The sequence below is a fragment of the Streptomyces sp. NPDC030995 genome, assembly GCF_055571215.1.
Window position 1 is genome coordinate 1 of record NZ_JBVIFS010000054.1, and the last position, 26,387, is coordinate 26,387.

A 26,387-nucleotide genomic window follows, 5' to 3' on the forward strand; every position below is an offset into this window, starting at 1 on the left:
CATCCACAACGCCCTCATGAACACCGAAGGCACCGCCGGCCTCAACATCCACGCCACCACCGCCTACGGCGACATCACCGCCCGCAGCCTCTGAGCATCACCCGTCACCACCGACGACACGGCCGGCGCCCGCGCCCCAGCCCTCCTGAAACCCACACTGAGGAAGGACGAAAAGAATGAGCACCACTCAGGACTACCAGGCCGCGGAGCAGCTCCTGCGCCGGCCCGCCCGCCCCGGCGAGCTCGTCGTCGGCGACAAGGTCAGGCCGCAGTGGATCGACGGAGGCGCCCGCTTCTGGTACGCCGTGAGCAATGGCGTCGGCAGGCGGTTCGTGCTGGTCGACCCGGCGGCGGGCACCCGCGAGCCGGCCTTCGACCACGGCCTGCTCGCCGCCGCGCTGGCCGCCGCCTCCGGGCAGCAGGTCGACCCCGAGGCCTTGCCGTTCACGGCCATCGAACTGGCGGGGAACGCCGTGGAGTTCGGCGCGTTCGGCGCGTACTGGCGCTGCCGCCTGGACGGTTACGCCTGCGAGCAGGCCGAGTTCACGCCGCCGGGCAGCCCGCTGGACGTGCCGTCCCCCGACAACAAGGTCGCGGTGTCCCAGCGGGGGCACGACCTGTGGGCGCGCTCGCTGTCCGACGGCCGCGAGTGGGCGCTGACCACCGACGGCGAGCCCGACCACGGGTACGGCTCCGGCCCGGACTGCACGAGCAACGGCACCCTGCTGCGCAAGATAGGCCTGCCGCACCTGCCGCCCGCGGTGGCCTGGTCGCCCGACTCGACGAAGGTGCTGGCGCACCGGACCGACGAGCGCGAGGTCCGCCGGACCCACCTCGTGGAGGCCGGGCCCGCCGACGGCGGCGCGCCCCGCCTGCACACCCAGCGGTACGCCCACCCCGGGGACGAGCACATGCCGCAGGCCGAGCTGGTCGTGCTGGACGTCGCCGAGGGCACGGTGGTCCGCGCGCAGGCCGAGCCGCTGCTCATGCCGCAGTTGTCGCCGATCACGACCAAGTGGGCGTGGTGGGCCCCGGACGGCTCGGCGGTCTACTACCTCGCCCGGCCCCGCGACCTGCGCACGCTCACCCTGCACCGGCTGGACCCCACCACCGGCGAGGTCACCACGGTGCTCAGCGAGACCGGGACCACCCGTGTGGAGCCCAACCAGTGGATGTACGAGCCGCCGATCGTGCGGGTGCTGGCCGACGAGGTGCTGTGGTACTCGCAGCGGGACGGCTGGGGCCACCTGCACCGGTACGACCTGCGCACCGGCGCGCTCCTCGGGCAGGTCACCTCCGGGCAGTGGGCGGTGCGGCAGATCCTGCAAGTCGACGAGGCCGAGCGGGTGGTGTACTTCACCGCCTCCGGGCTGGTCGACGAGGATCCGTACCGGCGCACGGTGTGCCGGGTCGCTCTGGACGGCTCCGGCTTCGTCAAGGTCACGGACGACGAGCTGGACCACGTCGTCACCCTGCCGGACCACCAGGAGTTCTTCATCGACTCCGCGTCCACGGTCGACACCCCGCCGGTGACGACGGTCCGTGACTGGGCCGGGCGGGTTCTGGTCGAGCTGGAGCGCGCCGACACGAGCAAGCTCGCCGCCACCGGCTGGACGCCGCCGGAACGGTTCCGCGTCAAGGCGGCCGACGGGGTGACGGACATCTACGGGGTGCTGTACCGGCCGCGCGGGTTCGACCCCGCCCGGCGCTACCCGGTGGTGGACAACCTCTACCCCGGCCCGCAGCTCGACCGGGTCGCCCCGTGCTTCGACCCCGGCGGAATGGGCCTCGACGCGGAACCCCTCGCGGCACTGGGCTTCGTCGTGGTGGCGCTGGACGGGCGGGGCACCCCCGGGCGGAGCAAGTCCTTCCACGACGCCTCCTACGGCCGGATGGCCGACGCCGGCTGCCTGGCCGACCATGTCGCGGCGCTGCGGCAGCTGGCCGCGACCCGGCCGTGGATGGACCTGGACCGGGTGGGCGCGTTCGGCCACTCCGGAGGCGGGTTCGCCACCGTGCGGGCGATGCTGGACTTCCCCGAGGTGTACAAGGCCGGAGTCGCCCTCTCGGGCTCGCACGACGCCCGCTGCTTCAACCTGGGCTTCGTGGAGACCTACGACGGCGCGGACAACCCCGAGGCCTGGGCCCGCACCTCCAACCTCGACCTCGCGGACCGCCTGGCGGGCAAGCTGCTCCTGATCCACGGCGAGATGGACGACCAGGTCCACCCGCACCACACGCTGCGACTGGCCGACCGTCTCGTCGCCGCCGGCAAGGACTTCGACCTGCTGATCGTGCCCGGGGCCGAGCACACGTTCATCGACTGCCTGGCCTACGTCCGCACGCGCAGCTGGGACTTCCTGGTGCGCGAACTGATGGGCACACAGCCCCCCGCCTACCGCCCCGCCGCCATCCCCATCGGCCCCGAGCTGCTGGGCGAGATGTTCGCCTAACACCCGGCCCCGCCGGCGAGGCCATCCAGCCTCGCCGGCGTTTGAGGCGCGGGGGTCCGGGGGCAGAGCCCCCGGGCCCCGGTGGTCACTCCTCGCGGATCGGAATGTGCCCGTTGACCGCCGAACCGGCGGAGCCACCCGCGGAGCCACCCGCGGAGCCAGGGGCCTGGTGAGCCATCGACGCCAGCAGCTGGCGGGCCACACCGAGTCCCGTGCCGCCCATCGTCAGGGCCTTGGCGAACATCTCCGACATGCCCTCCGCCCCGTTCAGCAGGACCATGTGCTCCACGTTCCCGAAGGCGCCCGCGCCGGCCTCCACGATCGCCGGCCAGTTCTCGGCCAGCTGCTGCGCGACCACCGCCTCCTGGTTCTCCGCCAGCGCCGCGGCCCGCGCCTTGATCGCTTCCGCCTCGGCCAGCCCGCGCGCCTTCGCCGACTCCGCCTCCGCGAGGCCCCGCGCCTGCGTCGCCGCCGCCTCCGCCTCACCCGTCGCCCGGGTGGCCGTCGCCGAGGCCAGGCCGCGTGCCTCCGTCGCCTTCGCGTCGGCCGTCGCCGCCGTCGTCACCCGCGTGGCCTCCGCGGCCGCGGCGAGCTCCGTCTCCTTCGCCTTCGCCTGGGCCGCCGAGATCCGGGCGTCGCGCTCCGCCTCCGCCCGGGTCCGCGTCTCGTACGCCGCCGCGTCCGCGGGCTTGCGTACGTCCGCCTGGAGCTGCTGCTCCCGCCGGTGCGCCTCCAGCTCCGCGACCCGGGTCTCCTGGACGACGACTTCCTGGCGGGCGGCAGCCTCCGACAGCGGGCCGGCCTGGCGGGCGGTCGCCGCCGCCTTGTCCCGCTCGGCCTGGTAGCCGGCCTGGAGGATCTCGCTGTCCCGCGTGGCCTCCGCCATCCGGGCGAAGGCGGCCTGTTCGGCCTCCGTGGCCAGCCGGTTCGCCTCGGCCTGCGCGATCCGCGCGTCGCGCTGCACGGCCGCCGCGTGCGGCATCGCCAGGTTCTTGATGTAGCCGGTCGGGTCCTCGATCTCGTGGATCTGCAGCGAGTCGACGATCAGGCCGAGCTTCTCCATCTCGGTGCCGCAGGCCATCCGGGTCTGCCCGGTCAGCTTCTCCCGGTCCCGGATCATGTCCTCGACCGTCAACCCGCCCACGATGGACCGCAGATGGCCCGCGAAGACGATGTGCACCCGCTCCGGCATCATCTTCTGCTGGTCCAGGAAGCGGCGGGCCGCGTTGGCGATCGACACGAGGTCGTCGCCGACCTTGAAGATCACCACGCCCTTCACCCGCAGCGGGATGCCCTGGTGGGTGACGCAGTCCACCGACAGCTGCGTCTCGTTGAGGTCCAGGGACAGTTTCCGTACCGCTTGCACCCCCGGCAGTACGAGCGTTCCGCGCCCGGTGACGATCCGGAACCCCATGCCCTGACCGAGACCCTCGGTCTTGTGCGTGGAACCGGAGATGACGAGCGCCTCGTTCGGTTCGGCCACCCGCCACATGAGCTTGAACAGGCCGATCACGGCCGTGATTGCGACGAGAACGATTCCCGCCACGACGCCGATAGTCATCGGCAACGCCCCCTTATGTCGGTGCCGTTCGGCACCGATGAGGGCGAGTCTGCGCCTGCCGCAGCCCGGCGTGAAGACGCGGACGTGCTCTTGTCGCCATCTTGATACGTGCAGGTGGCGCGGGGGCCCGCGCGGGCTCAGTTGTCGTAGGCGGCCATCACGTACACCGTGCGCGGCGGCAGGTACTCCACGACCGTCACCACCGTCCCGACGGCCAGCCGGCCGGTCCCCGTGACCGGGTGGGCGAGGAAGTGCTCCGCCCCGCCCCGGATCCGTACGATGACCTCGCCCACCAGTCCCGGCCCGACCGTCCCGGTCACCCGGCCGGTCATTCCCACCATGTCCGTGTCCCCCATGGAGCTGAAATATAGCCCCGCCGGCGTTTGAGGCGCGGGGGTCCGGGGGCAGAGCCCCCGGCAACGGCGGCGCGGCTACGAGTGGCCGAGATCCGGGGCTTCGAGGTCCGTGACCGGGACCGAGCCGGTGTCCGCGACCGCGGTGGCCGGCCGCAGGGTGAACTCGTCCGAGGCCATCGAGTCGAGCACCGGCGGCGCCGGCCGCAGCGGCGCCGGCATGACCGCGGCCTCCGAGTGCCCGCCGCAGCCGTAGGACAGCGACACCAGGCGGCCGTCGGCCGGGCTGAACTCGTTCGCGCACACACCGAAGGCCTGGCCCAGCGAGCCGCCGATCGCGACGAGGAAGCCGCAGGACACGCACGAGGCGGGCGCGGCCTGCGCCATCGGGGTCTTCGCGCCGAAGGACTCGTCCCAGCGGTCGGCCGCGCTGTGCAGCCCGTACCGGGACAGCACCCGGGCGCGCCGCATGCCGAGTTCCTCGGCGACGGAGGTGATGGAGCCGCGGACCGGGACCACCGTGCGGTCGGTGACGTCGGCGTCCTCGGCCTCGACCAGTTCGGCCATCTCGGTGGAGACCACCGAGTTCGGCGGCGGGGTGTCCTCACCCGACCAGCCCGGCTCCAGCCGCAGGTCCTCGGCGTCGGTGGGCAGCAGGTCGCCCGGGCCCATGTCGCCGGGGCGCAGCCGCTCGCTCCACGGCACCCACTCGGGGGCCAGCAGCGCGTCGTCGCCGGGCAGCAGCACCGTTTCGTCGAGCGTGACGTTCTTCGCGCGGGAGGCACGGGTCACGGTGACGGCCCAGCGCCAGCCCCGGTAGCCGGGTTCCTTGCACTCGAAGAAGTGGGTGACGACCCGGTCGCCCTCCGCGACGGCGGAGACGTGCGATCCCACCACTCCGGGGAAGGCGGCCTCCTCGGCCGCCGAGCGGGCGAGTTCTACCGCCTCGACGCACAGGCGGTCGGGGGTACGCGGGGTACGGCTTCGCGTCGTCGCAGCACTCACTGGTCTCGTTCTCTCCTACGCCGTCTCACGTGTGCGCCGTCCGTACTGTCGTCCACAACGACCCGTCGGTGCTGTCCGTGCGTGGTGCGGGCGGAGCGGACCAGAGGGCCGCGTCGACGTCCGCACCCGATCGGACTCCGGGCGCACCTTTATGCAATCCATTCTGCGGGATCACGAAGAGGCGCGCGGCCAGGAGCAACCGCCGGTGGCGCGCTACGCACGCTACCTCCTCTTAAGCCTCGGGCACACATGCAAGGTCCGATTCGCGGACAGCCGGCGCCTCCGCGACGCGCCGGGAGGCGCTGGAGAGGGCCGGGTGGGGCACTATGTCGAGTGTGGCACCCGTACGGTCGTCCGACGACGGCTCGGGACCGGCCAGGCGGGCCGGCCGGGCCCTGGGGCGTGCCCTGCACTCGCCCTTCACCGGTACGGCCCGGGGAATCCGGCGGGCCACGCACGCGCACGGGGCCGGTGAGTCGGGTCTCGGCAAGCTGATCGAGCTGCACGCCATCAACGGCGCCGGCGACATGATGATCACGGTGGCGCTGGCCTCGACGGTGTTCTTCTCCGTTCCCACGGACGAGGCGCGCGGCCGGGTGGCCCTGTACCTGGCGATCACGATGGCCCCCTTCACCCTGCTGGCCCCGGTGATCGGTCCGCTCCTGGACCGGCTGCCGCACGGCCGCCGGGCCTCGATGGCGGCCGCGATGCTGGCCCGGGCGCTGCTGGCGCTGATGATGTCGGGCGCGGTGGCCACGGGCGGGCTCCAGCTGTATCCCGCGGCGCTGGGCGTGCTGGTGGCGTCCAAGTCGTACGGGGTGGTGCGCAGCGCCGTGGTGCCCCGGCTGCTGCCGCCGAAATTCTCACTCGTCAAGGCGAACTCCCGGGTCACGCTGGCCGGCCTGCTGGCCACGGGCGTGGCCGCGCCGCTGGGTGCCGGGCTGAACGCGATCGGGCCGCAGTGGCCGCTGTACGGGGCCTGCCTGATCTTCGCGTGCGGTGCCTTCGCCGCGTTCACGCTGCCGCACAAGGTGGACGAGGCGAAGGGCGAGCGCCGGGCGCGGCTGTCCACGCACGAGGCGCACTCGAAGCGGCCGGGGCTGCGGACGGTCAGCCGGTCCGTGCTGTGCGGGCTGCTCGCGAACGCCTCGATGCGCGGGCTGTCCGGGTTCCTGATCTTCTTCCTGGCGTTCCTGCTGCGCGAGCATCCCCTGGCGGGGCAGAGCGCGGCCGTGTCACTGGGCATCGTCGGCGTGTCGGCGGGCGTCGGCAACGCGTGCGGCACGGCGGTGGGCGCATGGCTGCGGGCCCGGGCGCCGGAGGCCATCATCGCGTCGGTGCTGTGCCTGACGCTGGGGGTGGCGGTGCTGGCGGCGGTGTTCTTCAGCGGGGTGTTCATGGCCGTGCTGGGCGCCACGGCGGGCTTCTGCCAGGCCCTCGCGAAGCTCTCGCTGGACGCGATGATCCAGCGGGACGTCCCGGAGGCGGTGCGCACGTCGGCCTTCGCCCGTTCGGAGACGCTGCTCCAGGTGGCGTGGGTGCTGGGCGGCGCGATCGGCATCGCCCTGCCGCTGAACGGCGTCCTGGGCATGTCGGTGGCCGCGGTCGTCGTGGCCCTCGGCACGACGATGGCCCTACGCGGTGTCCTGGCAGCGCCCCGCCACCGCCAAGGAGCCTCCCGGCCGCGGGTGGCGTAGCCGGTTGCCTGCGGCGCCGTTGCCGGGGCTGCGCCCCGTACGTGCGCTTCGCGCCCGTGCCCTCAAACGCCGGGCGGGCTGGATGTTCCAGCCCCGCCGGCGTTTGAGGCGTGGGGGTACCCCCGGACGGAGTCTGGGGGAGGGTCCGGGGCAGCGCCCCGGCAACGGCGCGCTGCAGGCCAGCGGGACCCCATGCAGCGGCGCAGCCCAGGGGCCCGATAGCCTTCGGCTCATGACCGCACCGCTTTTCTCGGGTAGGGCCCGCCGCAGCGTCGCGGCCCTCGGAGCCGTGTCCGCCGGCCTCCTCCTCCTCTCCGCCTGCGACAAGCCGACACCGCTGGCGACCGTGACGGTCGGCACCTCGTCGGTGTCCGCCGAAGCGTCCTGCCACGACGGCAAGGAACCGCTCTCCATGGACAAGGTCCAGGAGTGCCTCACCAACCTCAAGGACGCCAAGACCATCGACTACGCGCGCGGTGACACGCTGCGTCTCGGTGTCGAGCCGGAGGTCGTCGAAGACGGCAAGCGGTGGTCGGCGGTCCTGGACGGCCAGCCGATCACCGAGCCCTCGTCGAACACCTACCGCAGCTTCCCGGGCGCCGACGTTTTCGCGACCGGCGGCCAGGGCGAGGCCCCGGCCTCGAAGAAGCTGGCGTTCCTCCAGATCGGCGAGGACGGCAAGCCGCTCGCCGTCTGGACCTTCAACCTCAAGCTCAAGTAACCGGGCCAGCCCGGTGCGCGCGCTCGTCGTGACCGCGGTGGCGGCGGAGGCAGACTCCGTCACCACCGGCCTGACACCTCATCCGGACACCCCCGGTCCTGAGCCGCGCACGCTTCCCGGCGGCTACCTCGTCCACCGCCGGGACCTCCCGGGCATCGCCCTCGACGTGCTCGTCGCGGGCGTCGGGCCGGCGGCGGCCGCCGCCGGCACCGCCACCGCCCTGGCCCTCGCCGACTACTCGCTCGTCGTCTCCGCCGGCATCGGCGGCGGGTTCGCGCCCGCCGCCCCGCTCGGCTCCCTCGTGGTCGCCGACGCGATCGTCGCCGCCGACCTGGGTGCCGACACCCCCGAGGGCTTCCTCGACGTCCAGGCACTCGGCTTCGGGCACAGCGTGCACCTGCCGCCCGCCGAACTCGCCGCCCGCGCCGCCGAGGCGACCGGGGCACTGCTCGCGCCCGTGCTGACCGTCTCCACCGTCACCGGCAGCGCCGCCCGCACCGCCGAGCTCACCGCCCGCCACCCGCTGGCCGGGGCCGAGGCCATGGAGGGTTTCGGGGTCGCGGAGGCGGCCGCCGCGCACGGGCTGCCCGTACTGGAGATCCGCGCCGTGTCCAACGCCGTGGGCCCGCGTGACCGTGCCGCCTGGCGGATCGGGGACGCGCTCGCGGCGCTCGCCGACGGCTTCCGCGCGCTGGGGCCCGTACTCGCGAACTGGGGAGAACGCCATGAGCACCGGTAACCACGAACCGCTGAAGATCGCCTACTCGCCCTGCCCCAACGACACCTTCGTCTTCGACGCCTGGGCGCACGGCCGGGTCCCCGGCGCGCCCGAACTCGACGTCACCTTCGCCGACATCGACCTCACCAACGGCATGGCCGAGCGCGGCGAGCTGGACGTGCTGAAGGTCTCGTACGCCGTCCTGCCCTGGGTGCTGGAGGAGTACGCGCTGCTGCCCTGCGGCGGGGCGCTGGGGCGCGGCTGCGGACCGCTCGTACTGACCCGCGAGGCGGGACTCGACCTCGCCGGCAAGACGGTCGCCGTGCCGAGCGAACGCTCCACCGCCTACCTGCTGTTCCGGCTGTGGGCCGCGGACGTCCTGCCGGAGGGCGTCGGCAAGGTGGTCGTGCTGCCGTTCCACGAGATCATGCCGGCGGTCCGCGACGGCCGGGTGGACGCCGGACTGGTCATCCACGAGGCCCGGTTCACCTATCAGGACTACGGGCTGCACTGCCTGGCCGACATGGGCGAGCACTGGGAGTCCACGACCGGCCTGCCGATCCCGCTCGGCGCGATCATCGCCAAGCGCTCACTGGGCGCGCACCGGCTGCGCGCGCTGGCCGAGTCGGCCCGTACGTCGGTCCGGATGGCCTGGGACGACCCGGAGGCCTCCCGCCCGTACGTACGCGCCCACGCGCAGGAGCTCGACCCGGCCGTCGCCGACCAGCACATCGGGCTCTACGTGAACGAGTTCACCGCCGACCTCGGCGACTCCGGCTACGCGGCGGTGCGCGGGCTGCTGACGCGCGCGGCGGCCGAGGGTCTGGTACCGGCCATCGCGCCCGGCGCGCTCAGCTTCCCGTAGGCCCTTCCGGGCCCGGACACCACTGCGCCCCGCCGCTCTTTCGAGTGGCGGGGCGCGGGTGTGCATGACGGGTCAGACGTCGAGCTGGTCGGCCACCGCACGCAGCAGACCGGCGATCTTCGTGCCGTGCACTTTGTCGGGGTAGCGGCCCCGCTCCAGGATCGGAGTGATGTTCTCCAGCAGGGTCGTGAGGTCCTGCACGATCGAGGCGAGCTCGTCGGGCTTGCGCCGCTGCGCCGCCGCGACGGACGGCGCCGGGTCCAATACCGTCACCGAAAGTGCCTGGTCACCGCGCTGGCCGGCGACGACACCGAACTCGACGCGCTGGCCGGGCTTGAGGGAATCGACCCCGGCAGGGAGCACCGACGAGTGGACGAAGACGTCGCCGCCGTCGTCGCGGGAGAGAAAGCCGAAGCCCTTCTCACTGTTGAACCACTTGACCTTGCCGGTAGGCACGTCCGTCCTCTGTCCTTGTGCTCGTCGGGGGCCGGAGTTCCGTGGAACGGCTCCGGACAACAGCGCAGCGGGCCATGTGTGACCCGCCACCTCAAGGCTAATGGTCAGGGGCCGGGTGACAAGACGTTCCCCGGTCCTTCACCGTCGGCTGCCTTCGGCCAGGCAACTACCCTGGTCGGGTGACTGTTACTCCTCATAGCGACGAAGCGCGGCCCGGCGACGGGCTGGTCAAGGCCGGCGGCATCGTGTTCATCGCCGGGGCCGTGGCCACGCTGGCGACCATGGCTCCGCTGTTCCTCGACATCGACCCGTTCCCGTCCTACGCGTGGGCCGTGTGCATGCTCATGGGCGTCGGCTTCGCCATCTCCGCGGCGGGCGTGCTCCGCTCGGCCGCGGCGCAGCGCAAGGCGGCCCGGTCCTCACAGGCGTGAGGCGCGCCGGGCGCGGCTAGGCTCGGGCTCCGCCCCCGACCGGGGGGCACGGCAACGGGGGACAGACGTGCAGGCACCTGATGGCATGGCAGCGGCCCACCCGGGCACCGCGACCGCCCTGGCCGCTCACCGGCGGCAGGCGAGGGCATTGAGCTTCGGCGGACTCGCCGTGGCCCTCGTCCTGTTCCCGCTCTCCTTCGCGGTGAGGGGGTTCCTCGCCTTGGCCCTCTTCGGATTCGCCCTCGCCGTGGCCGTCGAGGTCCTCACCCTCCGGCTCACGCGACAGCTGGAGAGCGCCCCCTGGCACGCCTGTGTCGCCGTCCCCGTCCCGCACCGCCGCAAGCAGAACCGGCTCGGCGTCGTCCTCGTGGACGCCCGCACCGGCGAGCTCCACGCCCTGCAGATCCAGGTGCACACGGCTCGCCACGACCTCTACACCCCCGGCCCCGACGGCACGGTGTGGTGGTGCGGCGACCCGCGGACCGGCGGTGTACTCGCCCGCCCCGACACGATGCAGCTCGCCTGGGCCGCTCCCGTACGCAGGAAGCGCACACGGGAGCGCATCCTCAAGGCCGTCGAGCTGCCCGGCCGGAAGGACAAGAGCTAAGAGCTGCGCGCCAAGAGCTACGGCTGTGCGGCGACGTACTCCGCGAGCCACTGCGGCAGCGAGGTGAGGTCCGGCAGGACCACGTCCGCGCCCGCCGCACGCAGTTCCGGCTCCGGGCAGGGGCCGGTCGGCACGACCACCGACAGCGCACCGGCCGTACGGGCGCCGCGTACGTCGCCCACGTGGTCGCCGACGTAGACCTGCGCCCCGTACTCGCGCAGCGCACCGGCCTTGGCCTCCGCCCACAGCCAGCCGATGACCGCGTCCGCCTCGATGCCCAGGTGCTTCAGGTGCAGGACGGCGTTGGGCTCGTGCTTGGCCGTGACGACGATCGCGCGGCCGCCGAGCGCCTGGACGGCCTCGATCGCCTCGCGGGCGCCCGGCATCGCCGGGGTCGGCTCGATGGCGTGCGTGCGGTAGATCTCCCGGTAGCGGTCGGCCATGGCCGGGATCTCGGCCTCCGGGAACCAGTGGGCGAGCTCCTCGTCCAGCGGCGGACCCAGCCGGGTGATCGCCATGTCGGCGTCGATGAACGTGCCCGTTTCGGCCGACAGCGCCAGGTAGGAGGCCTTGATGCCCGGGCGCGAGTCGATGAGGGTCATGTCGAGGTCGAAGCCGACGGTGAGATTCATACCCGTCATTGTGCCGAGGCGGTCGGACGGCAGGCTGACTCCAGGCCTACAGCGGGGGAACGTACGCTGAGGGCCGCCTTAATAGTTCATGAAATAGGTGACATGTCTTCCCCTGCTGCGCGGACCGGCCGTGACGCCGGGCCTGCCGCCGATGAGGACAGGGATGAGAGACACGATTTGACTGCTCCCTTGGCTGAAGCCGGGGGATTCCGACTTCTGTTGGTGGGATTTCTGACTCAAGCCGCCTTCCGGACCGGCGGTCCAGGAGGTCTTCTGCTCTCGGCGTCAGCAGGGCTCAGACCCGCCCTTTTGAGCATGACGTGGGCGGAGTTCTTGTCCCGGGGAGACGCGGTTCCGCACGCGGTACAGGTGTAGGTGCGCATTCCCAGCGGCAGTGCGTGCTTGGCTCTCGCTCCGCAATGCGCGCAGTCCATCGTGGTGTGCGCGGGGTGGACCAGGTGCACGGCGCGGCCGTGCTTGCGGCCCATCTCGATCAGTGCCTGCTTGGTTGCGCCGATGGCGGCGTCAGCAGCCTTCTTGGCCATGGTGGACTTCGCGAGGAACTTCGGGCGGAAGTCCTCCACCGCCATGTGGTCGTGGTCGCGGACGACCTTCTTGGCCCACTTACGGGCAGTGTCCTGCCGCTGCCGGGCGACCTTCTTGTGCAGCTTCGCTACCTGCCGCTGCGCCCTGCGGTAGCCCTTGGACTGCGACTTGTTCTTCGGGCGTTCGCGGCGTGCCATCTGCCGCTGGTAGTGCGCCAGCTTGGCGGCGGCCTTCCTGCCGTGCTCCGGATGGGGAAGGTCGTGTACATCGCTGGTGGTGGTCGCGGTCTCCCTCACGCCCCAGTCGATCCCGATCGCCTGGCCGGTGGCAGACAGCGACTCAACCGCCGTGGGCACGACAAAGGAGGCGTACCAGTGCCCGAGACCGTCCCGAGACACACGAACCGACGACGGGTCGGCCGGAAGGTCGCGCGACCAAACGATCGTCACAACGATCCCGCCCGCCAGATGCAGCCGACCGTTCTTGATCCGGAAACCCTGCCGCGTGTAGTTCAGACTCGGGTCGGCCCCGCGCTTCTTCTTTAGCCGGGGCATCCCCGCCCGCTGCCGCATCGGGCGACGGACCTTGATGTCCTTGAGTGCCTTCGCACGAGACTTGGCGAAATCCCGGATGATCTGCTGCTGAGGAACACTGCTGCCCTCGCGCAGCCATGCCGTCGCAGACCTGGCTCCGGTCAGCATCTTGTCGAGCTGCGCCGGGCCGCACGTCAGCCTATCCGCGCCCTCCAGGCGGTTCCGGTTGACGGTGTGGACCTGCTTGGACTTGGCCACGCACTCGTTCCACACCCACCTGCACCGGTCCCACTCAGCCAACAAGGCAGCGCGGGCGGTAGACGACACGCGCAGCCGGAAGGTGTACCGGGCGCGCCCGCCCTCCCCGAACCCCGCCGTTGCCGTCATGACGCCAACCTAGAGCCCAAGCCTGCTTCGCTCCCCAGAACCCCGACACCCCACCCGAACGGGTGACCGACCACCCACGCCGACCGGCCGTCCCTGAGCCCCAACACCGGACTGCCCCGTTACCGGCGGCGGGCCCGCCACACCAGGTACAGCACGGACGCCAGCGCAGCGCCCCGCAGGACCCACGGCCACATCCCGTGCATCGCCCCGCTCAGCTGGTCGTCGGCCAGGGTCGCACCCCACTTGCCGTTCATGCGGCCCCACAGCCACACCGCCGCCCCCGCGAGGACCACGCCGGGCGGGCCGAAGACGGCCCACTTGCGCTCCGCCGGAGCCAGCACGCGCGACGCGTACGGCAGGAGCCAGCCCACGACGAGCAGCAGCCAGTACCCGCTGACCATGCCCACCACGAGCACGGCCGCGGCCAGCAGCAGAAAGGCGTTCGGCCGCGGCCGAGCCACACCGGCACCGGCACCGGCACCCGCACCCGGCTCGGCCGCAGCCGCACCCGCCGCCGCCGCCTTCTTCGCGCGCCGCCGCTCGCGCAGGAACCGTACGAGGCTCCGCCCGCGGCCCTCCCCCGCCCCGGACGACGGAGACGGCGACGGCGACGGCGGCGACTGCGCCTCCTCGTCCTCCTCCGGCCCCGCCTTGAAGAGCTCCGGCATCTCGATGCCGCCCGCGAAGCCCTCCACCTGCGGCCCCGCCCCGTACGCGGCGGGGGAAACCCGCCACCAGTCCGGCTCCGCCCCACCGGACGGCCCGAGTTCGTCCAGCCCGGCCAGGTGCGGCGGCACGTTCTCGGGCCCCGCCGGTCCCCGCTGCGCCGGCACGCCCGGAACCGCCGTAGCCGCGGCCGCGGCCCCGGCCGCCGGCACCGAACGGCCGCCGAGCGTGTCCAGCACGTCCTCCGGCGAGCCGATCCGCTCCAGGATGCGCCGTACGGCAGCCGGGGTGTCCGGGTCGTACTTGGCGCGCCGACGGTCGATCTCGTCCCGCAGCCCCGCCACCAGCCGCATCCGGTCCCCGGAGGAAAGCTGCCGCTGCTGCGCCAAGTCCCCGACGCGGCTCAGATATTCGTAGACCAGATGGTCGCTCTCGATCCCCACGCCCACGCTCCTCCCGTACGCCCCGCACCGAAGGTAGCGCGTGCGCCCGTGGAGCTGCTGCGGGCGCAGCGGATACCGTTGACCGGATGGGGACCGGCCGACTGACCGGCCGACGCGACCAGGAGGCGACTGTGCCCGAGGCAAGCACTGCGGGAGGATCCGGCGGATCCGGCGCGTCCGGCGGCGGCAGCGCCCCGCGCTCCCTCGCCGAGGCGCTGCGCGCCCGCGACGACGCGGCACTGTCCACGCTGCTGCACGCCCGCCCGGACCTGCTCAGCCCGGTGCCCGGCGATGTGACCCAGCTGGCCACCCGCGCCGGGACCCGGGCCTCGGTGGTGCGGGCGCTGGAGCGCCTGGACCGGTTCACGCTGCAGACCGCGGAGGCCCTGGCCGTGGCCCCGGACCCGTGCCCGTACCCCGTGCTGGAGTCGCTGCTCACCGGCGGCGAGGACGAGCGGGCCCGCGCCGCCCTCCCGCGGGCCCTGGACACCCTGCGCGACCAGGCCCTGGTGTGGGGCGACGAGGACCGGCTGCGTCTGGTCCGCACCGCCCGCGAGCTGCTCGCACCCTCCGCGCAGCGGCCGTCCCCGACCGGGCTCGGGCCCACCGTCGCCGAGGCCACGGCGGGCATGTCGCCGACCCGCGTCCAGGAGATCGTGGCGGCCGCCGGGCTGCCCGCCACCCATGACCCGGTGTCCGCGGTGACCGCGCTGATCGGGCTGTTCACCGACCAGGAGCGGATGTCGGCGCTGCTCGACGAGGCCCCGGCGGAGGCCCACCAGGTGCTGGGCCGGCTCGTGTGGGGGCCGCCGTACGGGGAGGTGACCCCGAACCCGACCCCGCCGGTGCGCTGGCTGCGGGACCGCGGGCTGCTGCTGCCCGCCTCGGCGCGGACCGTCGTACTGCCCCGCGAGGTGGCGCTGCACCTGCGCGGCGGACTCGCGCACCGGGACACGGCGCCGGTGCCTCCGCCGGTGCCCGCGCACCGCGAGCACCGTCCACAGGCTGTGGACGCGAACGCCGCCGGGCAGGCGCTGGCCGCGCTGTCCACCGTCGAGGAGCTGGTGAAGTCCTGGGAGCACACCGGCCCGCCGGTGCTGCGGGCGGGCGGACTGTCCGTACGGGACCTGAAGCGCGCCGCGGCCACGCTCGACGTGACGGAGCCGCAGGCGGCGTTCTGGATCGAACTCGCCTACGCGGCCGGGCTGCTGGCCAGTGACGGGGAGGCGGACGAGCGGTACGCGCCCACCCCCGCCTTCGACGACTGGTGCGAACTGCCGCCGCCCGAGCGGTGGTCGGTGCTCGTGACCGCCTGGCTCCCCGCCACCCGCACGGCCGGTCTGGTCGGCGAGCAGGACTCCAAGGGGCGCACGCTCTCGACGCTCGGCCCCGAACTCGACCGCTCCGCCGCCCCCGAAGTGCGCCGGCGCGTCCTCGAACTCCTCGCCGCCCTGCCCGAGGGCGCCTCCGCCGACCCGGACGCGGTCCTCGCCCGGCTCGCGTGGGAGCGTCCCGTACGCGGTACGAGCGATCTGCGCGCCCGCCTCGCGCACTGGGCGCTGGCCGAGGCGGAGGTCCTCGGCGTGACCGGCCGCGGCGCCCTGTCCGGGCCGGGCCGCGCCCTGCTCGCCCACGAAGACCCGGCGCCCCTGCTGGCCCCGCTCCTCCCCGAGCCGGTGGACCACGTCCTCCTGCAGGCCGACCTGACGGCGGTGGCGCCCGGCCCGCTGCGCCGCCCGCTCGGCGACACCCTCGCGGTACTCGCGGACGTGGAGTCGAAGGGTGGGGCCACGGTGTACCGGTTCACGCCCGGCTCGGTCCGCCGGGCCCTGGACGCCGGGCATGCCGCCGCCGACCTGCACGCGTTCCTGAAGGAGCACAGCCGCACCCCCGTCCCGCAGCCCCTCACCTACCTCATCGACGACGTGGCCCGCCGCCACGGCCACCTGCGGGTCGGCGCCGCGTCCTCGTACGTACGCTGCGACGACGACGCGATGCTGGGCGAGATCCTGGCCGACAAGCGCTCGGCCGGCCTGGGCCTGCGCCGCCTCGCCCCCACCGTCCTGGCCGCCCAGGCCGAACCCACCGCCCTCCTCGACGGGCTGCGCGCGATGGGCTACGCGCCGGCCGCGGAGTCCCGTACCGGCGACGTCCTGGTGACCCGGGCCAACACCCACCGCGCCCCGGCGCGCTCGGCCCCCGTACCGGTCCCGGACGGCCCGCCGGTGCCGGACGGGACGCTGCTGGGGGCGGCCGTACGGGCCATCCGCGCGGGCGACGTGGCGGCGACGGCGGTCCGCAAGGAACCCACGTCCGCGGCGGCCGTCCCGGGCGAACTCCCGCGCACGAGCGCGGCGGAGACCCTGGCCACGGTCCAGGCGGCCGCCCTGACGGGCTCGGCGGTCTGGATCGGCTACGTCAACGCGGACGGCGCGGCCAGCCAGCGGGTCATCGCCCCGGTCCGCGTGGAGGGCGGCTTCGTGACGGGCTACGACCACACGGCGGACGAGGTCCGCACGTACGCCCTCCACCGCATCACGGGCGTGGCCGAACTGGCGGAGGACCAGGTTTAAGAGGGTGTCCGGCGCCAATCCAGCCCCGCCGCACCAAATTCAGCCCCGCCGGCGTTTGAGGCGCGGGGTCTGGGGCGGAGCCCCGGTCTTTCGCCCGCCACCATCCGCAGCCCCGCCGCACCAACTTCAGCCCCGCCGGCGTTTGAGGCGCGGGGGCCCGGGGGCAGCGCCCCCGGCAACGGCGCCGCGCAAATCCAGCCCCGCCGGCGTTTGAGGCGTGGGGGTACCCCCGGACGGAGTCTGGGGGAGGGTCTGGGGCGGAGCCCCAGCAACGGCGCCGCGCCGCACCAGCAGGGAAAACGGCTGGCGGCCCGCGCCCAGCACCCCGCACCCTTGGCGCATGCCAGACCGACCCGCCCGCCAGATCCGCGCCGCGCACACCCCCACCACCCTCACCGTCTACCAGGCCTACGCCCCCCGCCTAGGGGACCCCGCGGCCCGCGACAACCGCTTCCCGCCCGCCTGGAAGCGCGACCGCATGACGTGGATCAAGCCCTCGTTCCTGTGGATGATGTACCGCTGCGGCTGGGGCACGAAGACCGACCAGGAGACCGTCCTCGCCGTCGAGATCACCCGCGCCGGCTTCGACCAGGCCCTCCGCGAGGCCTGCCTCTCCCACTACGAGCCGCACACGCACCCCGACCAGGCCGCCTGGAAGGAGTCCCTGCGCGAGGCGCCCGCCCGCGTCCAGTGGGACCCGGAGCGCGACCTGCACCTGAACCCGCTGCCCCACCGCTCGCTCCAGCTCGGCCTGTCCGGGCCCGCCTCGCGGGCGTACGCCGACGAGTGGACCGTCTCCATCCGCGACGTCACCCCGCTGGCCCGGGAGATCCACGGCCTGATCCGCGCCGGCGAGGACGCGGCCGCGCGCGCCCTGCTCCCCGAGGAAACCCCGTACCCCTCGGGCCCGTTGCCTCACCTTGGCGCGTAGTCGATCCGCTCGCCCTCGAAGGGCCACACCTCGCGGAGCCAGCGGCCGACGGTCTCGTACACGGGCCCGTCCAACCCCGCCCGGTCGCCCCGCACCCAGGAGCTGACCTGCACGCGCCCGGGGTCCTCCTTGGCGGGGTAGATGTACAGGCAGCCGATGACCTCGTCGCCGTCGAGCACGCTGTACGTGAATCCGGTCCGGGCCTCGAAGTCCTGCGCGTGCCGGACGAGGTCGGCCAGATTGGCCTCCAGGGACATGCCCTCCAGCGGCGGCCATGCCCGTCCGAACCCCGGAGTGGCCCGGACGTGCGCGATGTCCGAGCTCCACGCGGCGTGGTCCCGCTCGTTGTGCTGCTCCCCGAGCGGCTCCAGCCGAAAGCCGTCCGCGACGAACGCGCGCGGCACCTGGAAGCCGTCGGGCACAAAAGACTGCCGATCTTCACTCATGCCCGGACCCTACGTACCCCCTCCCCCGGCGTCACCGGCTTTCCCACCAGCCGACGGCCCCGACGGCCCCGACGGCCAGAACCACCCCGCCCGCGCAGCGATACGGCAGACTGGAGGTTTGGCCGCCCGCGCCCGGGTGGCCGTCTCACCGCCGGAAAGGGACGTGCGTGAACGGGCCTCTCATCGTCCAGAGCGACAAAACCCTCCTTCTCGAGGTCGACCACGAGCTCGCCGGAGCCGCGCGGCGCGCCATCGCCCCCTTCGCCGAGCTGGAGCGGGCTCCGGAGCACATCCACACCTACCGGATCACCCCGCTCGGCCTGTGGAACGCCCGGGCCGCCGGGCACGACGCCGAGCAGGTCGTCGACGCGCTCGTCGAGTTCTCCCGCTACCCGGTCCCGCACGCGCTGCTCGTCGACGTCGCCGAGACCATGGCGCGCTACGGCCGCCTCACCCTCTCCAAGCACCCCGTGCACGGCCTGGTGCTGACCAGCACCGACCGGCCCGTGCTGGAGGAGATCCTGCGCTCCAAGCGGGTCACCCCGCTCGTCGGTGCGCGGCTCGACGCCGACACCGTGGCCGTGCACCCCTCCGAGCGCGGGCAGATCAAGCAGACGCTGCTGAAGCTGGGCTGGCCGGCCGAGGACCTCGCCGGTTACGTGGACGGCGAGGCGCACCCGATCGAGCTGGCCGAGGACGGCTGGGCGCTGCGGCCGTACCAGCAGCAGGCCGTGGAGGGCTTCTGGCACGGCGGTTCCGGTGTGGTCGTGCTGCCCTGCGGCGCCGGCAAGACGCTGGTCGGCGCCGGTGCCATGGCGATGGCCAAGGCGACCACGCTGATCCTGGTGACGAACACCGTCTCGGCCCGCCAGTGGAAGCACGAGCTGGTCAAGCGGACCTCGCTGACGGAGGAGGAGATCGGCGAGTACTCCGGCACCCGCAAGGAGATCCGCCCGGTCACCATCGCCACGTACCAGGTCCTCACCACCAAGCGGAAGGGCGTCTACCCGCACCTGGAGCTCTTCGACTCCCGGGACTGGGGCCTGATCGTCTACGACGAGGTGCACCTGCTGCCCGCGCCGGTCTTCAAGTTCACCGCCGACCTCCAGGCGCGGCGCCGCCTCGGGCTGACCGCGACCCTGGTGCGTGAGGACGGCCGCGAGTCGGACGTGTTCTCCCTGATCGGCCCGAAGCGGTTCGACGCCCCGTGGAAGGAGATCGAGGCGCAGGGCTACATCGCGCCGGCGGACTGCGTGGAGGTCCGCGTGAACCTCACCGAGACGGAGCGGCTCGCGTACGCGACCGCCGAGACGGAGGAGAAGTACCGCTTCTGCGCGACGACGGCGACGAAGCGGAAGGTCACGGAGGCCCTGGTACGCAAGCACCAGGGCGAGCAGACCCTCGTGATCGGGCAGTACATCGACCAGCTCGACGAGCTCGGCGAGCACCTGGACGCCCCGGTCATCAAGGGCGAGACCTCCAACGCGCAGCGCGAGAAGCTCTTCAACGCCTTCCGCGAGGGCGAGATCAGCGTGCTGGTCGTGTCGAAGGTCGCGAACTTCTCCATCGACCTGCCGGAGGCCACGGTCGCCATCCAGGTGTCGGGCACCTTCGGCTCCCGCCAGGAGGAGGCCCAGCGCCTGGGCCGCGTGCTGCGCCCGAAGGCGGACGGCCACGAGGCGCGGTTCTACTCGGTCGTCGCGCGCGACACCATCGACCAGGACTTCGCGGCGCACCGCCAGCGCTTCCTCGCCGAGCAGGGCTACGCCTACCGGATCATGGACGCGGACGAGCTGCTGGCGAGCGACTGACGGCCCGTTCCCCGGGCGATCAGGACCGCCAGCAGCGGGACGCACCAGACCCACAGGGTCGGCCAGTCCAGCAGCAGGGCGCGGCCGGCGGCGGGGAGGTGGCGGGTCCAGAACTCGGCGGAGGCCTCCGGGAGGACCAGCAGGCCGAGCAGGGCGGTGGCGGCGAAGGCGGCCAGTGCCGTCAGCCCGGCCCGGACGCGGCGGGTCAGCAGCAGGTATGCGGCGATCGCCGCCGGGATCAGTGTGATCCCGGCGGCGACGCCCAGCGCGAAGCCCTTGCCGAGGGCGGAACCGGGACGCCCGAGGTCCCACAGGACCAGGCAGGCGAGGGTCACGTTGATCTGGCCCGGCAGCGGGGCCTGGAGCAGGGGCTCCAGCCACAGCCCGGCGATGGTCGCGGCCAGGACGGGTCCGGGCCTGGGCGGGAGTCCCGCGAGGCGGCAGGACAGCGTGATCAGCAGGGCGAGCAGGCCGGCGTTGCCGATGACGAGGACGGCCTTCAGCACGCCGGTCGGCAGCCAGGCGGCCGGTGTGAACAGGATCGCCGCGAACGGCGGGTACGCGGCGGGCGGGTGCCACTCGGCGGCGGAGAAACCGTGGACGAGGGCGTCGGCCACCGGGATGCGCAGGGCGATGCAGAGCACGCCCAGCACGAGCAGCGCGCCCGTCACCGGCACGCAGGTGAGGAACGACGGCGAGCGGCTGGGGGCGGGACTCCGGGTCACGCGCGTGACCCTAGTGGATCATTCAACTCGCCGCGCGGCTCGCACAGTCGGCGGGCGGGCGGTCAGGCGGTCAGGCGGTCACCGGCGTATGACGCCGGCGTCCTCCGCGTATTCGCCCAGCACGACGACGCTCACGGCGGCCGCCGCGAACACCTTGGCCGCGCGCAGCACGCCGCCGAAGCCGTGGCCGGGACGGGAGTCGGAGATGGCGGTGGCGCCGCGAGGGCGGCCGCCCTGGATCGGGGTGAAGGTTGCGGTGCTCATGAATCCATGGTGCGTTTGCGCCCCGCCGATCACATCGCTCTGCGGGCGGAACCTCAAGGCCTCCCGCCTCCTCCTCCCGGCGCATGCCACCCCCTAGTGGCTCTGCCCCAGGTATCACACCCGGAGGTATGACACCCGTTCGGAGGTCCCGGACAGAAGGGACTTCAGGGCCCCCTGATCCGTTCGGAATTCATTCGCGCGCCGCCGCCCCGATGGCTAGAATCTCCGCTCTTGCCGCCTCCCGCCGCCTCACCGGGGAGAGCCGCCCACCGGCCGGTAACCGGCGGGCCATCTGTTCCGCACCCAGCAGCTGGAGGCAGTTCCGTGCCCGCGCACGCCCCCGACACCGACACCGACAGCCACACCGACCCGCTCGCCCGCGAGCGGGCCCACCTGACCTCCTCGCGCTCCGCCCTGCGCGCCATGCGCGAGGACGTCGAGGCCCTCGACATCCGCGACGTCACAGCGAACTGGGTCAACGCGATCGTCCTGCGGGCGCAGATCGACGACCGCATCAAAGCGCTCGCCGACCTCGCCCACACCCCGCTCTTCTTCGGCCGCCTGAACTACCTGCACGCCCCCGGCGCGGAGCTCGCCGAGGGGGCGGAGGGCGAGCAGTTCTACATCGGCCGCCGCCATGTCCACGACGCCGACGGCGACCCGATGGTCATCGACTGGCGCGCGCCCGTCTCCCAGCCGTTCTACCGGGCCTCCAAGACCGACCCGCAGGACATCGCGCTGCGCCGCCGCTTCGGCTACACCGGCGGCGAGCTGACGGCGTACGAGGACGAGCACCTCTCCGACCCCTCCGAGGCCGCCGCCGTCAGCAAGCTGCTCCAGCAGGAGATCGAGCGTCCGCGCGTCGGCCCCATGCGGGACATCGTCGCGACGATCCAGCCCGAGCAGGACGAGATCGTCCGCTCCGGCCTGTCCGGTTCCGTCTGCGTGCAGGGCGGCCCCGGCACCGGGAAGACGGCGGTCGGCCTGCACCGGGTCGCGTACCTGCTGTACGCGCACCGCGACCGCCTCGCCCGCACGGGCACGCTCGTCATCGGGCCGAACCGTTCCTTCCTGCACTACATCGAGCAGGTCCTGCCCGCCCTAGGCGAGCTGGAGGTCAAGCAGGCCACCGTCGACGACCTGGTCGCCCGCGAGGGCCTGGAGGTACGCGGCGCGGACGCCGCCGAAACCGCCGTGGTCAAGGGCGACGCCCGGATGGCGGAGGTGCTGCGCCGCGCGGTCCGCTCGCACGTGACGGCGCCCACCGAGCCGCTGATGGTGGTGCGCGGTTCGCGCCGCTGGCGGGTGCCCGCGTACGAGCTGGCCGAGATGGTCGAGGAGCTCCAGGTCCGCGACATCCGCTACGGCGCCGCCCGCGATGCGCTGCCGCAGCGGATCGCGCACGCGGTGCTCGTACGGATGGAACAGGCGGGCGAGGCCCCGGACGACCGGGTGCAGGACGCGGTGGCCCGCAATGCGGCGGTGAAGGCGGCGGTGAAGGAGATCTGGCCGCCGGTCGACCCGTCGAAGCTGGTGCTGCGGCTGCTGTCCGACCCCGATTTCCTGGCCGCCCATGCGGACGGCCTCCTCTCCGACGACGAGCAGAAGCTCCTGCTGTGGTCCAAGCCCTTCCGGAGCGTGAAGTCGGCGAAGTGGTCGGCGGCGGACCTGGTCCTGATCGACGAGGCGGCCGACCTGGTGGAGCGGACGCATTCGCTGGGCCACGTGGTCCTCGACGAGGCGCAGGACCTGTCGCCGATGCAGTACCGGGCGGTGGGGCGGCGCTGCACGACGGGCTCGGCGACGGTACTGGGCGACCTCGCGCAGGGCACCACCCCGTGGGCCACGCGCAGCTGGGACGAGGCCTTGGCGCACCTGGGCAAGCCGCAGGCGGTGCTGGAGGAGCTGACGGCGGGCTTCCGCGTGCCGCGCGAGGTGATCGCGTACGCCTCCCGCCTGCTGCCGGCGATCTCCCCGGGGCTGGCGCCGGTCTCCTCGGTGCGTGAGACGCCGGGCTCGCTGCGGATCTCGGCGACGTCCGCCGCGGATCTGACGGAGTCGGTGCTGGCGGCCTGCCGCGACTCCTTCGCCCACGAGGGCTCGATCGGCCTGATCGCGGCGGACGCGCGCATCCCGGTGCTGGCGGATGCCCTGCGGGCGGCCGGGCTGGCGTACCTCTCGCCGGGCGAGGAGACGACGGCGGAGTCCCGGCTGACCCTGGTCCCGGCCTCCCTCGCCAAGGGCCTGGAGTACGACTACGTGGTCCTGGACGAGCCCGCGGCGATCGTCGACGGCGAGCCGGACGAACGCACGGGCCTGCGCCGCCTGTACGTCTGCCTCACCCGCGCGGTCTCGGGCCTGACGCTGCTGCACGCCGCGGCCTTGCCGCCCGCGCTGGCGTGACCTGACCTGCAATGCCCTGCGGCGCCGTTGTCGGGGGCGCTGCCCCCGAACCCCCGCGCCTCAAACGCCGGCGGGGCTGGATTTTGCCGCTGCGCACACTTGCAGGCTGACGCCGGCCAAATTCAGCCTCGCCGGCGTTTGAGGCGCGGGGGTTCGGGGCGGAGCCCCGGTCTTCAGCCCCTCCGGCGTTTGAGGAGCGGGGTCTGGGGCGGAGCCCCGGTCTTCAGCCTCGCCGGCGTTTGAGGCGCGGGGGTCCGGGGGCGGAGCCCCCGGAGGCCGGCCCGCGCGGTCAGGCCAGGGCCGCCCGCCACTCCGCGACGGCCGCCGCGGAGACGGGCCGCCCCCACCCGGAGGGCCTCGCCGCGCCGCCGATGTGGAACGCGTCGATGCCCGCCCCGCGCAGCACCGGCAGGTGCGAAAGCGTCAGGCCGCCGCCGACCAGGATCCGCGCCCGGTACCCCGGCTCCCCCCGCCGCGCCGCCTCGGCCAACAGCACCGGCAGCCCCTCGTCGACCCCGGCCGCCGACCCGGCCGTCAGGTACGTGTCCAGCCCCGGCAGATCGGCCAGCGCCTTGCGCAGCTGGTCCCGGTCCGCCGCGCGGTCGATCGCCCGGTGGAAGGTCCAGCCGCACCCGTCCAGCTCCGCCAGTACCGCCTCGACGGCGGCCAGGTCCGGGCTGCCGTCCGGGTTCAGGAAGCCGAGGACGAACTCCTGCGCCCCCTCCGCCCGCAGCTCCCGCGCCGCCCGAACCAGTGCGGAGACGGCGCCCGCGTCCCCCGCCGCGAAGCCGTCGGACTTGCGGAGCATCACGCGCAGCGGGATGTCGACCGCGGCCCGGATCGCCGCGAAGGTCTCGCGCGGCGGGGTGAGCCCGTCGGCGGCCATGTCGGTGACCAGCTCCAGTCGGTCCGCCCCACCGGCCTGGGCCGCGATCGCGTCCTCCACGTCGAGGGCGATCACCTCCAGGAGCGCACGGTTGCTCATTCGTTGCCGTCCTTTGTCCGGTATGAAAAATAGGTCTAGTCCAATATCCAGGGTACGGGCCTCCCCCCGCGCTTCACCAGCACAATCACGCCACCCCCACAATGTGCCCATGGACACAGGCACCCCGCACACCGACACGGACGCCGGCAAGGCCCCCGGCACGGACGCCGACACCCGGGCCCTCCAAGCCCGTTGGCGGGCGACCGTCGCCGCCGCCGGCGCCCCCGCCGACCGCGATCCCGCCCCCTACGCCGACCGGCTCCTCACCGCCTGGGCGGAGCCGCAGCGCCGCTACCACACCACCGCGCACCTGGCCGATGTCCTCGCGCGGATCGACGTACTGGCACCGCACGCCGAAGACCCGGCCGCCGTCGAGCTGGCGGCCTGGTTCCACGACGCCGTCTACCGCCCCGACCGCTCCGAGAACGAGGAGCGCAGCGCCGCCCTGGCCGAGCGCGCCCTCCCCGAGCTGGGCATCGACCCCGCCCGCACCGCCGAGGTGGCCCGCCTGGTCCGGCTCACCGTCACCCACGACCCCGCCCCCGGGGACACGAACGGCGAGGCCCTGTGCGACGCCGACCTGGCCGTCCTGGCCGGGGCGCCGGACGCCTACGCCGCGTACGCCGCCGCCGTCCGCGCCGAGTACGGCTTCGTCCCCGACGACGCCTTCCGCACCGGCCGCGCCGCCGTCCTGCGCCAGCTGCTCGGCCTGCCGCGGCTCTTCCGTACGCCCTACGGCACCACGCACTGGGAGGCCCCGGCCCGGGCCAACCTCGCCGCCGAGCTCTCACGCCTTTCCTGACCTCGGGGAATTTGATCGAGTTCGCGATGGTTGGTGACTGTCATGCCCGCAGATGCCGTACGCCGCCCCCGCATGCCCGTCGCCGTCTACGTCCTCGGCCTCTCCGTCTTCGCGCTCGGCACCAGCGAATTCATGCTCTCCGGGCTGCTGCCGCCCATCGCCGACGACATGAACGTGACCATCCCGCAGGCGGGCCTGCTCATATCCGCCTTCGCGATCGGCATGGTCATCGGAGCCCCGCTGCTCGCCGTGGCCACCCTGCGCCTCCCGCGCCGCACCACCCTGATCGCGCTGATCAGCCTCTTCGGCCTCGGGCAGGTCGCGGGCGCGCTGGCCCCCTCGTACGAGCTGCTCTTCGCCTCCCGCGTGGTCTCCGCCCTCGCCTGCGCCGGCTTCTGGGCCGTCGGCGCGGCCGTCGCCATCGCCATGGTCGACAAGGACCAGCGGGCCCGCGCGATGGCCGTCATGATCGGCGGACTGTCCATCGCCAACGTCCTCGGCGTCCCCGCCGGCGCCTTCCTCGGTGAGCACCTGGGCTGGCGCTCCGCGTTCTGGTCGGTCGGCGCGGCCTCCGCGATCGCCCTCGCCGGCATCCTGGCGCTGATCCCGAAGATCCCGCTGCCCACCGAGAAGCCCTCCCTCGGGCGCGAGCTGCGCATCTACCGCGACCGCCAGGTGTGGCTCGCCATCGGCATCACGGCACTGGCCGCGGGCGGCGTCTTCTGCGCCTTCAGCTACCTGTCGCCGCTGCTCACGGACGTGGCCGGGCTCGACTCGCAGTGGGTCCCCTGGATCCTCGCCCTCTTCGGCGTCGGCGCGCTCGTCGGCACCACCGTCGGCGGCCGGGTCGCGGACGCGCACCTGTTCGGCGTGATGATCTGGGGCATCACCGCCTCGACGGTCTTCCTGACGGCGCTCGCCCTCCTCGCGTCCGTCCAGGTGGCGGCCGTCGCCCTGTCCTTCCTCCTCGGCGTCTCGGCCTTCTTCACCGCCCCCGCCCTCAACGCCCGCATGTTCAACGTGGCGGGCGCCGCCCCGACCCTGGCCGGCGCCACCACCACGGCCGCGTTCAACCTCGGCAACACCGGCGGCCCCTGGCTCGGCGGCACGGTCATCGACGCGGGCCTCGGCTTCTCCGCCACCGCCTGGGCGGGCGCCGCCATGACCCTCACCGCCATCGCCCTCACGGCCCTGGCCCTCCGCCTGGACCGCCGTACGAACCCCCACCCGACCCGCGTGGTCGCCTCCGGCCAGGCCACCGCGGCCCAGGAGCCGGCGCGGGCCTAGACGATTAAGTCCGAAGTCTTGGTCAGTGGTCGTAGGCGATTAATGACCTGGTCAGCGGTGTTCCGCTGGCCCGGTTGTGCCAGATG

The 26,387-nt window shown here is 73.4% G+C and carries 24 protein-coding genes and 1 pseudogene; 14 read left to right on the top strand and 11 right to left on the bottom strand.

All coding sequences use genetic code 11. The features are described from left to right. Positions 1 to 94: pseudogene (locus tag ACZ45T_RS37340) on the top strand (DUF4097 family beta strand repeat-containing protein); the annotation flags it as partial. 82 nt (positions 95 to 176) lie between these two features. Then, positions 177 to 2,453, top strand: a complete 2,277-nt coding sequence (locus ACZ45T_RS37345; RefSeq protein WP_468448610.1) for a S9 family peptidase — start codon at positions 177 to 179, stop codon at positions 2,451 to 2,453. An 85-nt stretch (positions 2,454 to 2,538) separates the two neighbouring features. On the opposite strand, the gene ACZ45T_RS37350 is transcribed toward ACZ45T_RS37345, so the two are convergent. The 3 genes from ACZ45T_RS37350 to ACZ45T_RS37360 all read right to left on the bottom strand — a co-directional run bounded on the left by ACZ45T_RS37350 (position 2,539) and on the right by ACZ45T_RS37360 (position 5,372). Beyond that, the gene (locus ACZ45T_RS37350) at positions 2,539 to 4,014 is read right to left on the bottom strand and encodes an SPFH domain-containing protein (RefSeq protein WP_468448611.1); all 1,476 of its coding nucleotides are present in this window, start codon (positions 4,012 to 4,014) and stop codon (positions 2,539 to 2,541) included. 137 nt (positions 4,015 to 4,151) lie between these two features. Then, the gene (locus ACZ45T_RS37355; RefSeq protein WP_468448612.1) at positions 4,152 to 4,370 is read right to left on the bottom strand and encodes a hypothetical protein; all 219 of its coding nucleotides are present in this window, start codon (positions 4,368 to 4,370) and stop codon (positions 4,152 to 4,154) included. Positions 4,371 to 4,445: 75 nt separating this feature from the next. After that, complete coding sequence (locus tag ACZ45T_RS37360; protein WP_468448613.1) at positions 4,446 to 5,372, bottom strand: DUF3027 domain-containing protein; 927 nt, start codon at positions 5,370 to 5,372, stop codon at positions 4,446 to 4,448. Between the two features lie 326 nt (positions 5,373 to 5,698). On the opposite strand from ACZ45T_RS37360, the gene ACZ45T_RS37365 reads away from it, so the two are divergent. The 4 genes from ACZ45T_RS37365 to ACZ45T_RS37380 all read left to right on the top strand — a co-directional run bounded on the left by ACZ45T_RS37365 (position 5,699) and on the right by ACZ45T_RS37380 (position 9,373). Continuing rightward, on the top strand, positions 5,699 to 7,069 hold the full coding sequence (locus ACZ45T_RS37365; RefSeq protein ID WP_468448614.1) for an MFS transporter: 1,371 nt from the start codon (positions 5,699 to 5,701) through the stop codon (positions 7,067 to 7,069). A gap of 232 nt (positions 7,070 to 7,301) precedes the next feature. Next, positions 7,302 to 7,790, top strand: a complete 489-nt coding sequence (locus tag ACZ45T_RS37370; RefSeq protein WP_468448615.1) for a DUF2771 domain-containing protein — start codon at positions 7,302 to 7,304, stop codon at positions 7,788 to 7,790. A 13-nt stretch (positions 7,791 to 7,803) separates the two neighbouring features. After that, positions 7,804 to 8,529: a futalosine hydrolase gene (locus ACZ45T_RS37375; protein ID WP_468448616.1), complete on the top strand. Its 726-nt coding sequence runs from the start codon at positions 7,804 to 7,806 to the stop codon at positions 8,527 to 8,529. Beyond that, complete coding sequence (locus ACZ45T_RS37380) at positions 8,516 to 9,373, top strand: 1,4-dihydroxy-6-naphthoate synthase (RefSeq protein WP_468448617.1); 858 nt, start codon at positions 8,516 to 8,518, stop codon at positions 9,371 to 9,373. Before ACZ45T_RS37375 ends, ACZ45T_RS37380 begins: the two co-directional genes overlap by 14 nt. Positions 9,374 to 9,445: 72 nt before the next feature. On the opposite strand, the gene ACZ45T_RS37385 is transcribed toward ACZ45T_RS37380, so the two are convergent. After that, positions 9,446 to 9,829, bottom strand: coding sequence for a cold-shock protein (locus ACZ45T_RS37385; RefSeq protein WP_069921358.1), 384 nt, complete (start codon positions 9,827 to 9,829; stop codon positions 9,446 to 9,448). A 179-nt stretch (positions 9,830 to 10,008) separates the two neighbouring features. Here ACZ45T_RS37385 and ACZ45T_RS37390 point away from each other — a divergent pair, with 179 nt between their 5' ends. Both ACZ45T_RS37390 and ACZ45T_RS37395 read left to right on the top strand, forming a co-directional pair. Then, a complete protein-coding gene (locus ACZ45T_RS37390) occupies positions 10,009 to 10,260 on the top strand; it encodes a hypothetical protein (RefSeq protein WP_468448619.1) in 252 nt (83 codons plus the stop codon). An 85-nt stretch (positions 10,261 to 10,345) separates the two neighbouring features. After that, positions 10,346 to 10,867 carry a hypothetical protein gene (locus tag ACZ45T_RS37395; RefSeq protein WP_468448621.1) on the top strand — a complete coding sequence of 174 codons (522 nt, stop codon included), beginning with the start codon at positions 10,346 to 10,348 and terminating at the stop codon, positions 10,865 to 10,867. 17 nt (positions 10,868 to 10,884) lie between these two features. Here the strand turns inward: ACZ45T_RS37395 and ACZ45T_RS37400 are convergent, their stop codons facing one another. From ACZ45T_RS37400 to ACZ45T_RS37410, 3 genes are all read right to left on the bottom strand, one after another. Further along, on the bottom strand, positions 10,885 to 11,499 hold the full coding sequence (locus ACZ45T_RS37400; RefSeq protein ID WP_468448623.1) for an HAD family hydrolase: 615 nt from the start codon (positions 11,497 to 11,499) through the stop codon (positions 10,885 to 10,887). Positions 11,500 to 11,735: 236 nt separating this feature from the next. After that, positions 11,736 to 12,965: an RNA-guided endonuclease InsQ/TnpB family protein gene (locus ACZ45T_RS37405; RefSeq protein WP_468448625.1), complete on the bottom strand. Its 1,230-nt coding sequence runs from the start codon at positions 12,963 to 12,965 to the stop codon at positions 11,736 to 11,738. A 119-nt stretch (positions 12,966 to 13,084) separates the two neighbouring features. Beyond that, positions 13,085 to 14,074: a hypothetical protein gene (locus tag ACZ45T_RS37410; RefSeq protein WP_468448627.1), complete on the bottom strand. Its 990-nt coding sequence runs from the start codon at positions 14,072 to 14,074 to the stop codon at positions 13,085 to 13,087. Between the two features lie 86 nt (positions 14,075 to 14,160). Between ACZ45T_RS37410 and ACZ45T_RS37415 the strand changes: the two genes are divergently transcribed. After that, a complete protein-coding gene (locus ACZ45T_RS37415; protein WP_468448629.1) occupies positions 14,161 to 16,647 on the top strand; it encodes a helicase-associated domain-containing protein in 2,487 nt (828 codons plus the stop codon). A 340-nt stretch (positions 16,648 to 16,987) separates the two neighbouring features. Then, the gene (locus tag ACZ45T_RS37420) at positions 16,988 to 17,578 is read left to right on the top strand and encodes a DUF4291 domain-containing protein (protein WP_468448631.1); all 591 of its coding nucleotides are present in this window, start codon (positions 16,988 to 16,990) and stop codon (positions 17,576 to 17,578) included. On the opposite strand, the gene ACZ45T_RS37425 is transcribed toward ACZ45T_RS37420, so the two are convergent. Next, positions 17,563 to 18,024 carry an N-acetyltransferase gene (locus tag ACZ45T_RS37425; protein WP_468448633.1) on the bottom strand — a complete coding sequence of 154 codons (462 nt, stop codon included), beginning with the start codon at positions 18,022 to 18,024 and terminating at the stop codon, positions 17,563 to 17,565. The two genes, ACZ45T_RS37420 and ACZ45T_RS37425, sit on opposite strands and share 16 nt — an antisense overlap. Before the next feature lie 167 nt (positions 18,025 to 18,191). Here ACZ45T_RS37425 and ACZ45T_RS37430 point away from each other — a divergent pair, with 167 nt between their 5' ends. Further along, on the top strand, positions 18,192 to 19,835 hold the full coding sequence (locus ACZ45T_RS37430) for a DNA repair helicase XPB (protein ID WP_468448635.1): 1,644 nt from the start codon (positions 18,192 to 18,194) through the stop codon (positions 19,833 to 19,835). On the opposite strand, the gene ACZ45T_RS37435 is transcribed toward ACZ45T_RS37430, so the two are convergent. After that, the gene (locus ACZ45T_RS37435; protein ID WP_468448637.1) at positions 19,793 to 20,560 is read right to left on the bottom strand and encodes a glycosyltransferase family 87 protein; all 768 of its coding nucleotides are present in this window, start codon (positions 20,558 to 20,560) and stop codon (positions 19,793 to 19,795) included. The two genes, ACZ45T_RS37430 and ACZ45T_RS37435, sit on opposite strands and share 43 nt — an antisense overlap. Before the next feature lie 78 nt (positions 20,561 to 20,638). Then, the gene (locus tag ACZ45T_RS37440) at positions 20,639 to 20,824 is read right to left on the bottom strand and encodes a hypothetical protein (RefSeq protein ID WP_468448639.1); all 186 of its coding nucleotides are present in this window, start codon (positions 20,822 to 20,824) and stop codon (positions 20,639 to 20,641) included. A 423-nt stretch (positions 20,825 to 21,247) separates the two neighbouring features. On the opposite strand from ACZ45T_RS37440, the gene ACZ45T_RS37445 reads away from it, so the two are divergent. Next, complete coding sequence (locus ACZ45T_RS37445; protein ID WP_468448645.1) at positions 21,248 to 23,227, top strand: HelD family protein; 1,980 nt, start codon at positions 21,248 to 21,250, stop codon at positions 23,225 to 23,227. Between the two features lie 289 nt (positions 23,228 to 23,516). Here the strand turns inward: ACZ45T_RS37445 and ACZ45T_RS37450 are convergent, their stop codons facing one another. Then, on the bottom strand, positions 23,517 to 24,212 hold the full coding sequence (locus ACZ45T_RS37450; RefSeq protein WP_468448641.1) for a copper homeostasis protein CutC: 696 nt from the start codon (positions 24,210 to 24,212) through the stop codon (positions 23,517 to 23,519). Between the two features lie 109 nt (positions 24,213 to 24,321). Here ACZ45T_RS37450 and ACZ45T_RS37455 point away from each other — a divergent pair, with 109 nt between their 5' ends. Together ACZ45T_RS37455 and ACZ45T_RS37460 are read left to right on the top strand one after the other, a co-directional pair. Beyond that, complete coding sequence (locus tag ACZ45T_RS37455; protein ID WP_468448643.1) at positions 24,322 to 25,014, top strand: HD domain-containing protein; 693 nt, start codon at positions 24,322 to 24,324, stop codon at positions 25,012 to 25,014. Positions 25,015 to 25,086: 72 nt separating this feature from the next. Continuing rightward, positions 25,087 to 26,301 (top strand): Cmx/CmrA family chloramphenicol efflux MFS transporter, encoded by a 1,215-nt coding sequence (locus tag ACZ45T_RS37460; protein WP_468448647.1) that lies wholly within the window; start codon positions 25,087 to 25,089, stop codon positions 26,299 to 26,301. The last annotated feature ends 86 nt before the right edge of the window (positions 26,302 to 26,387 follow it).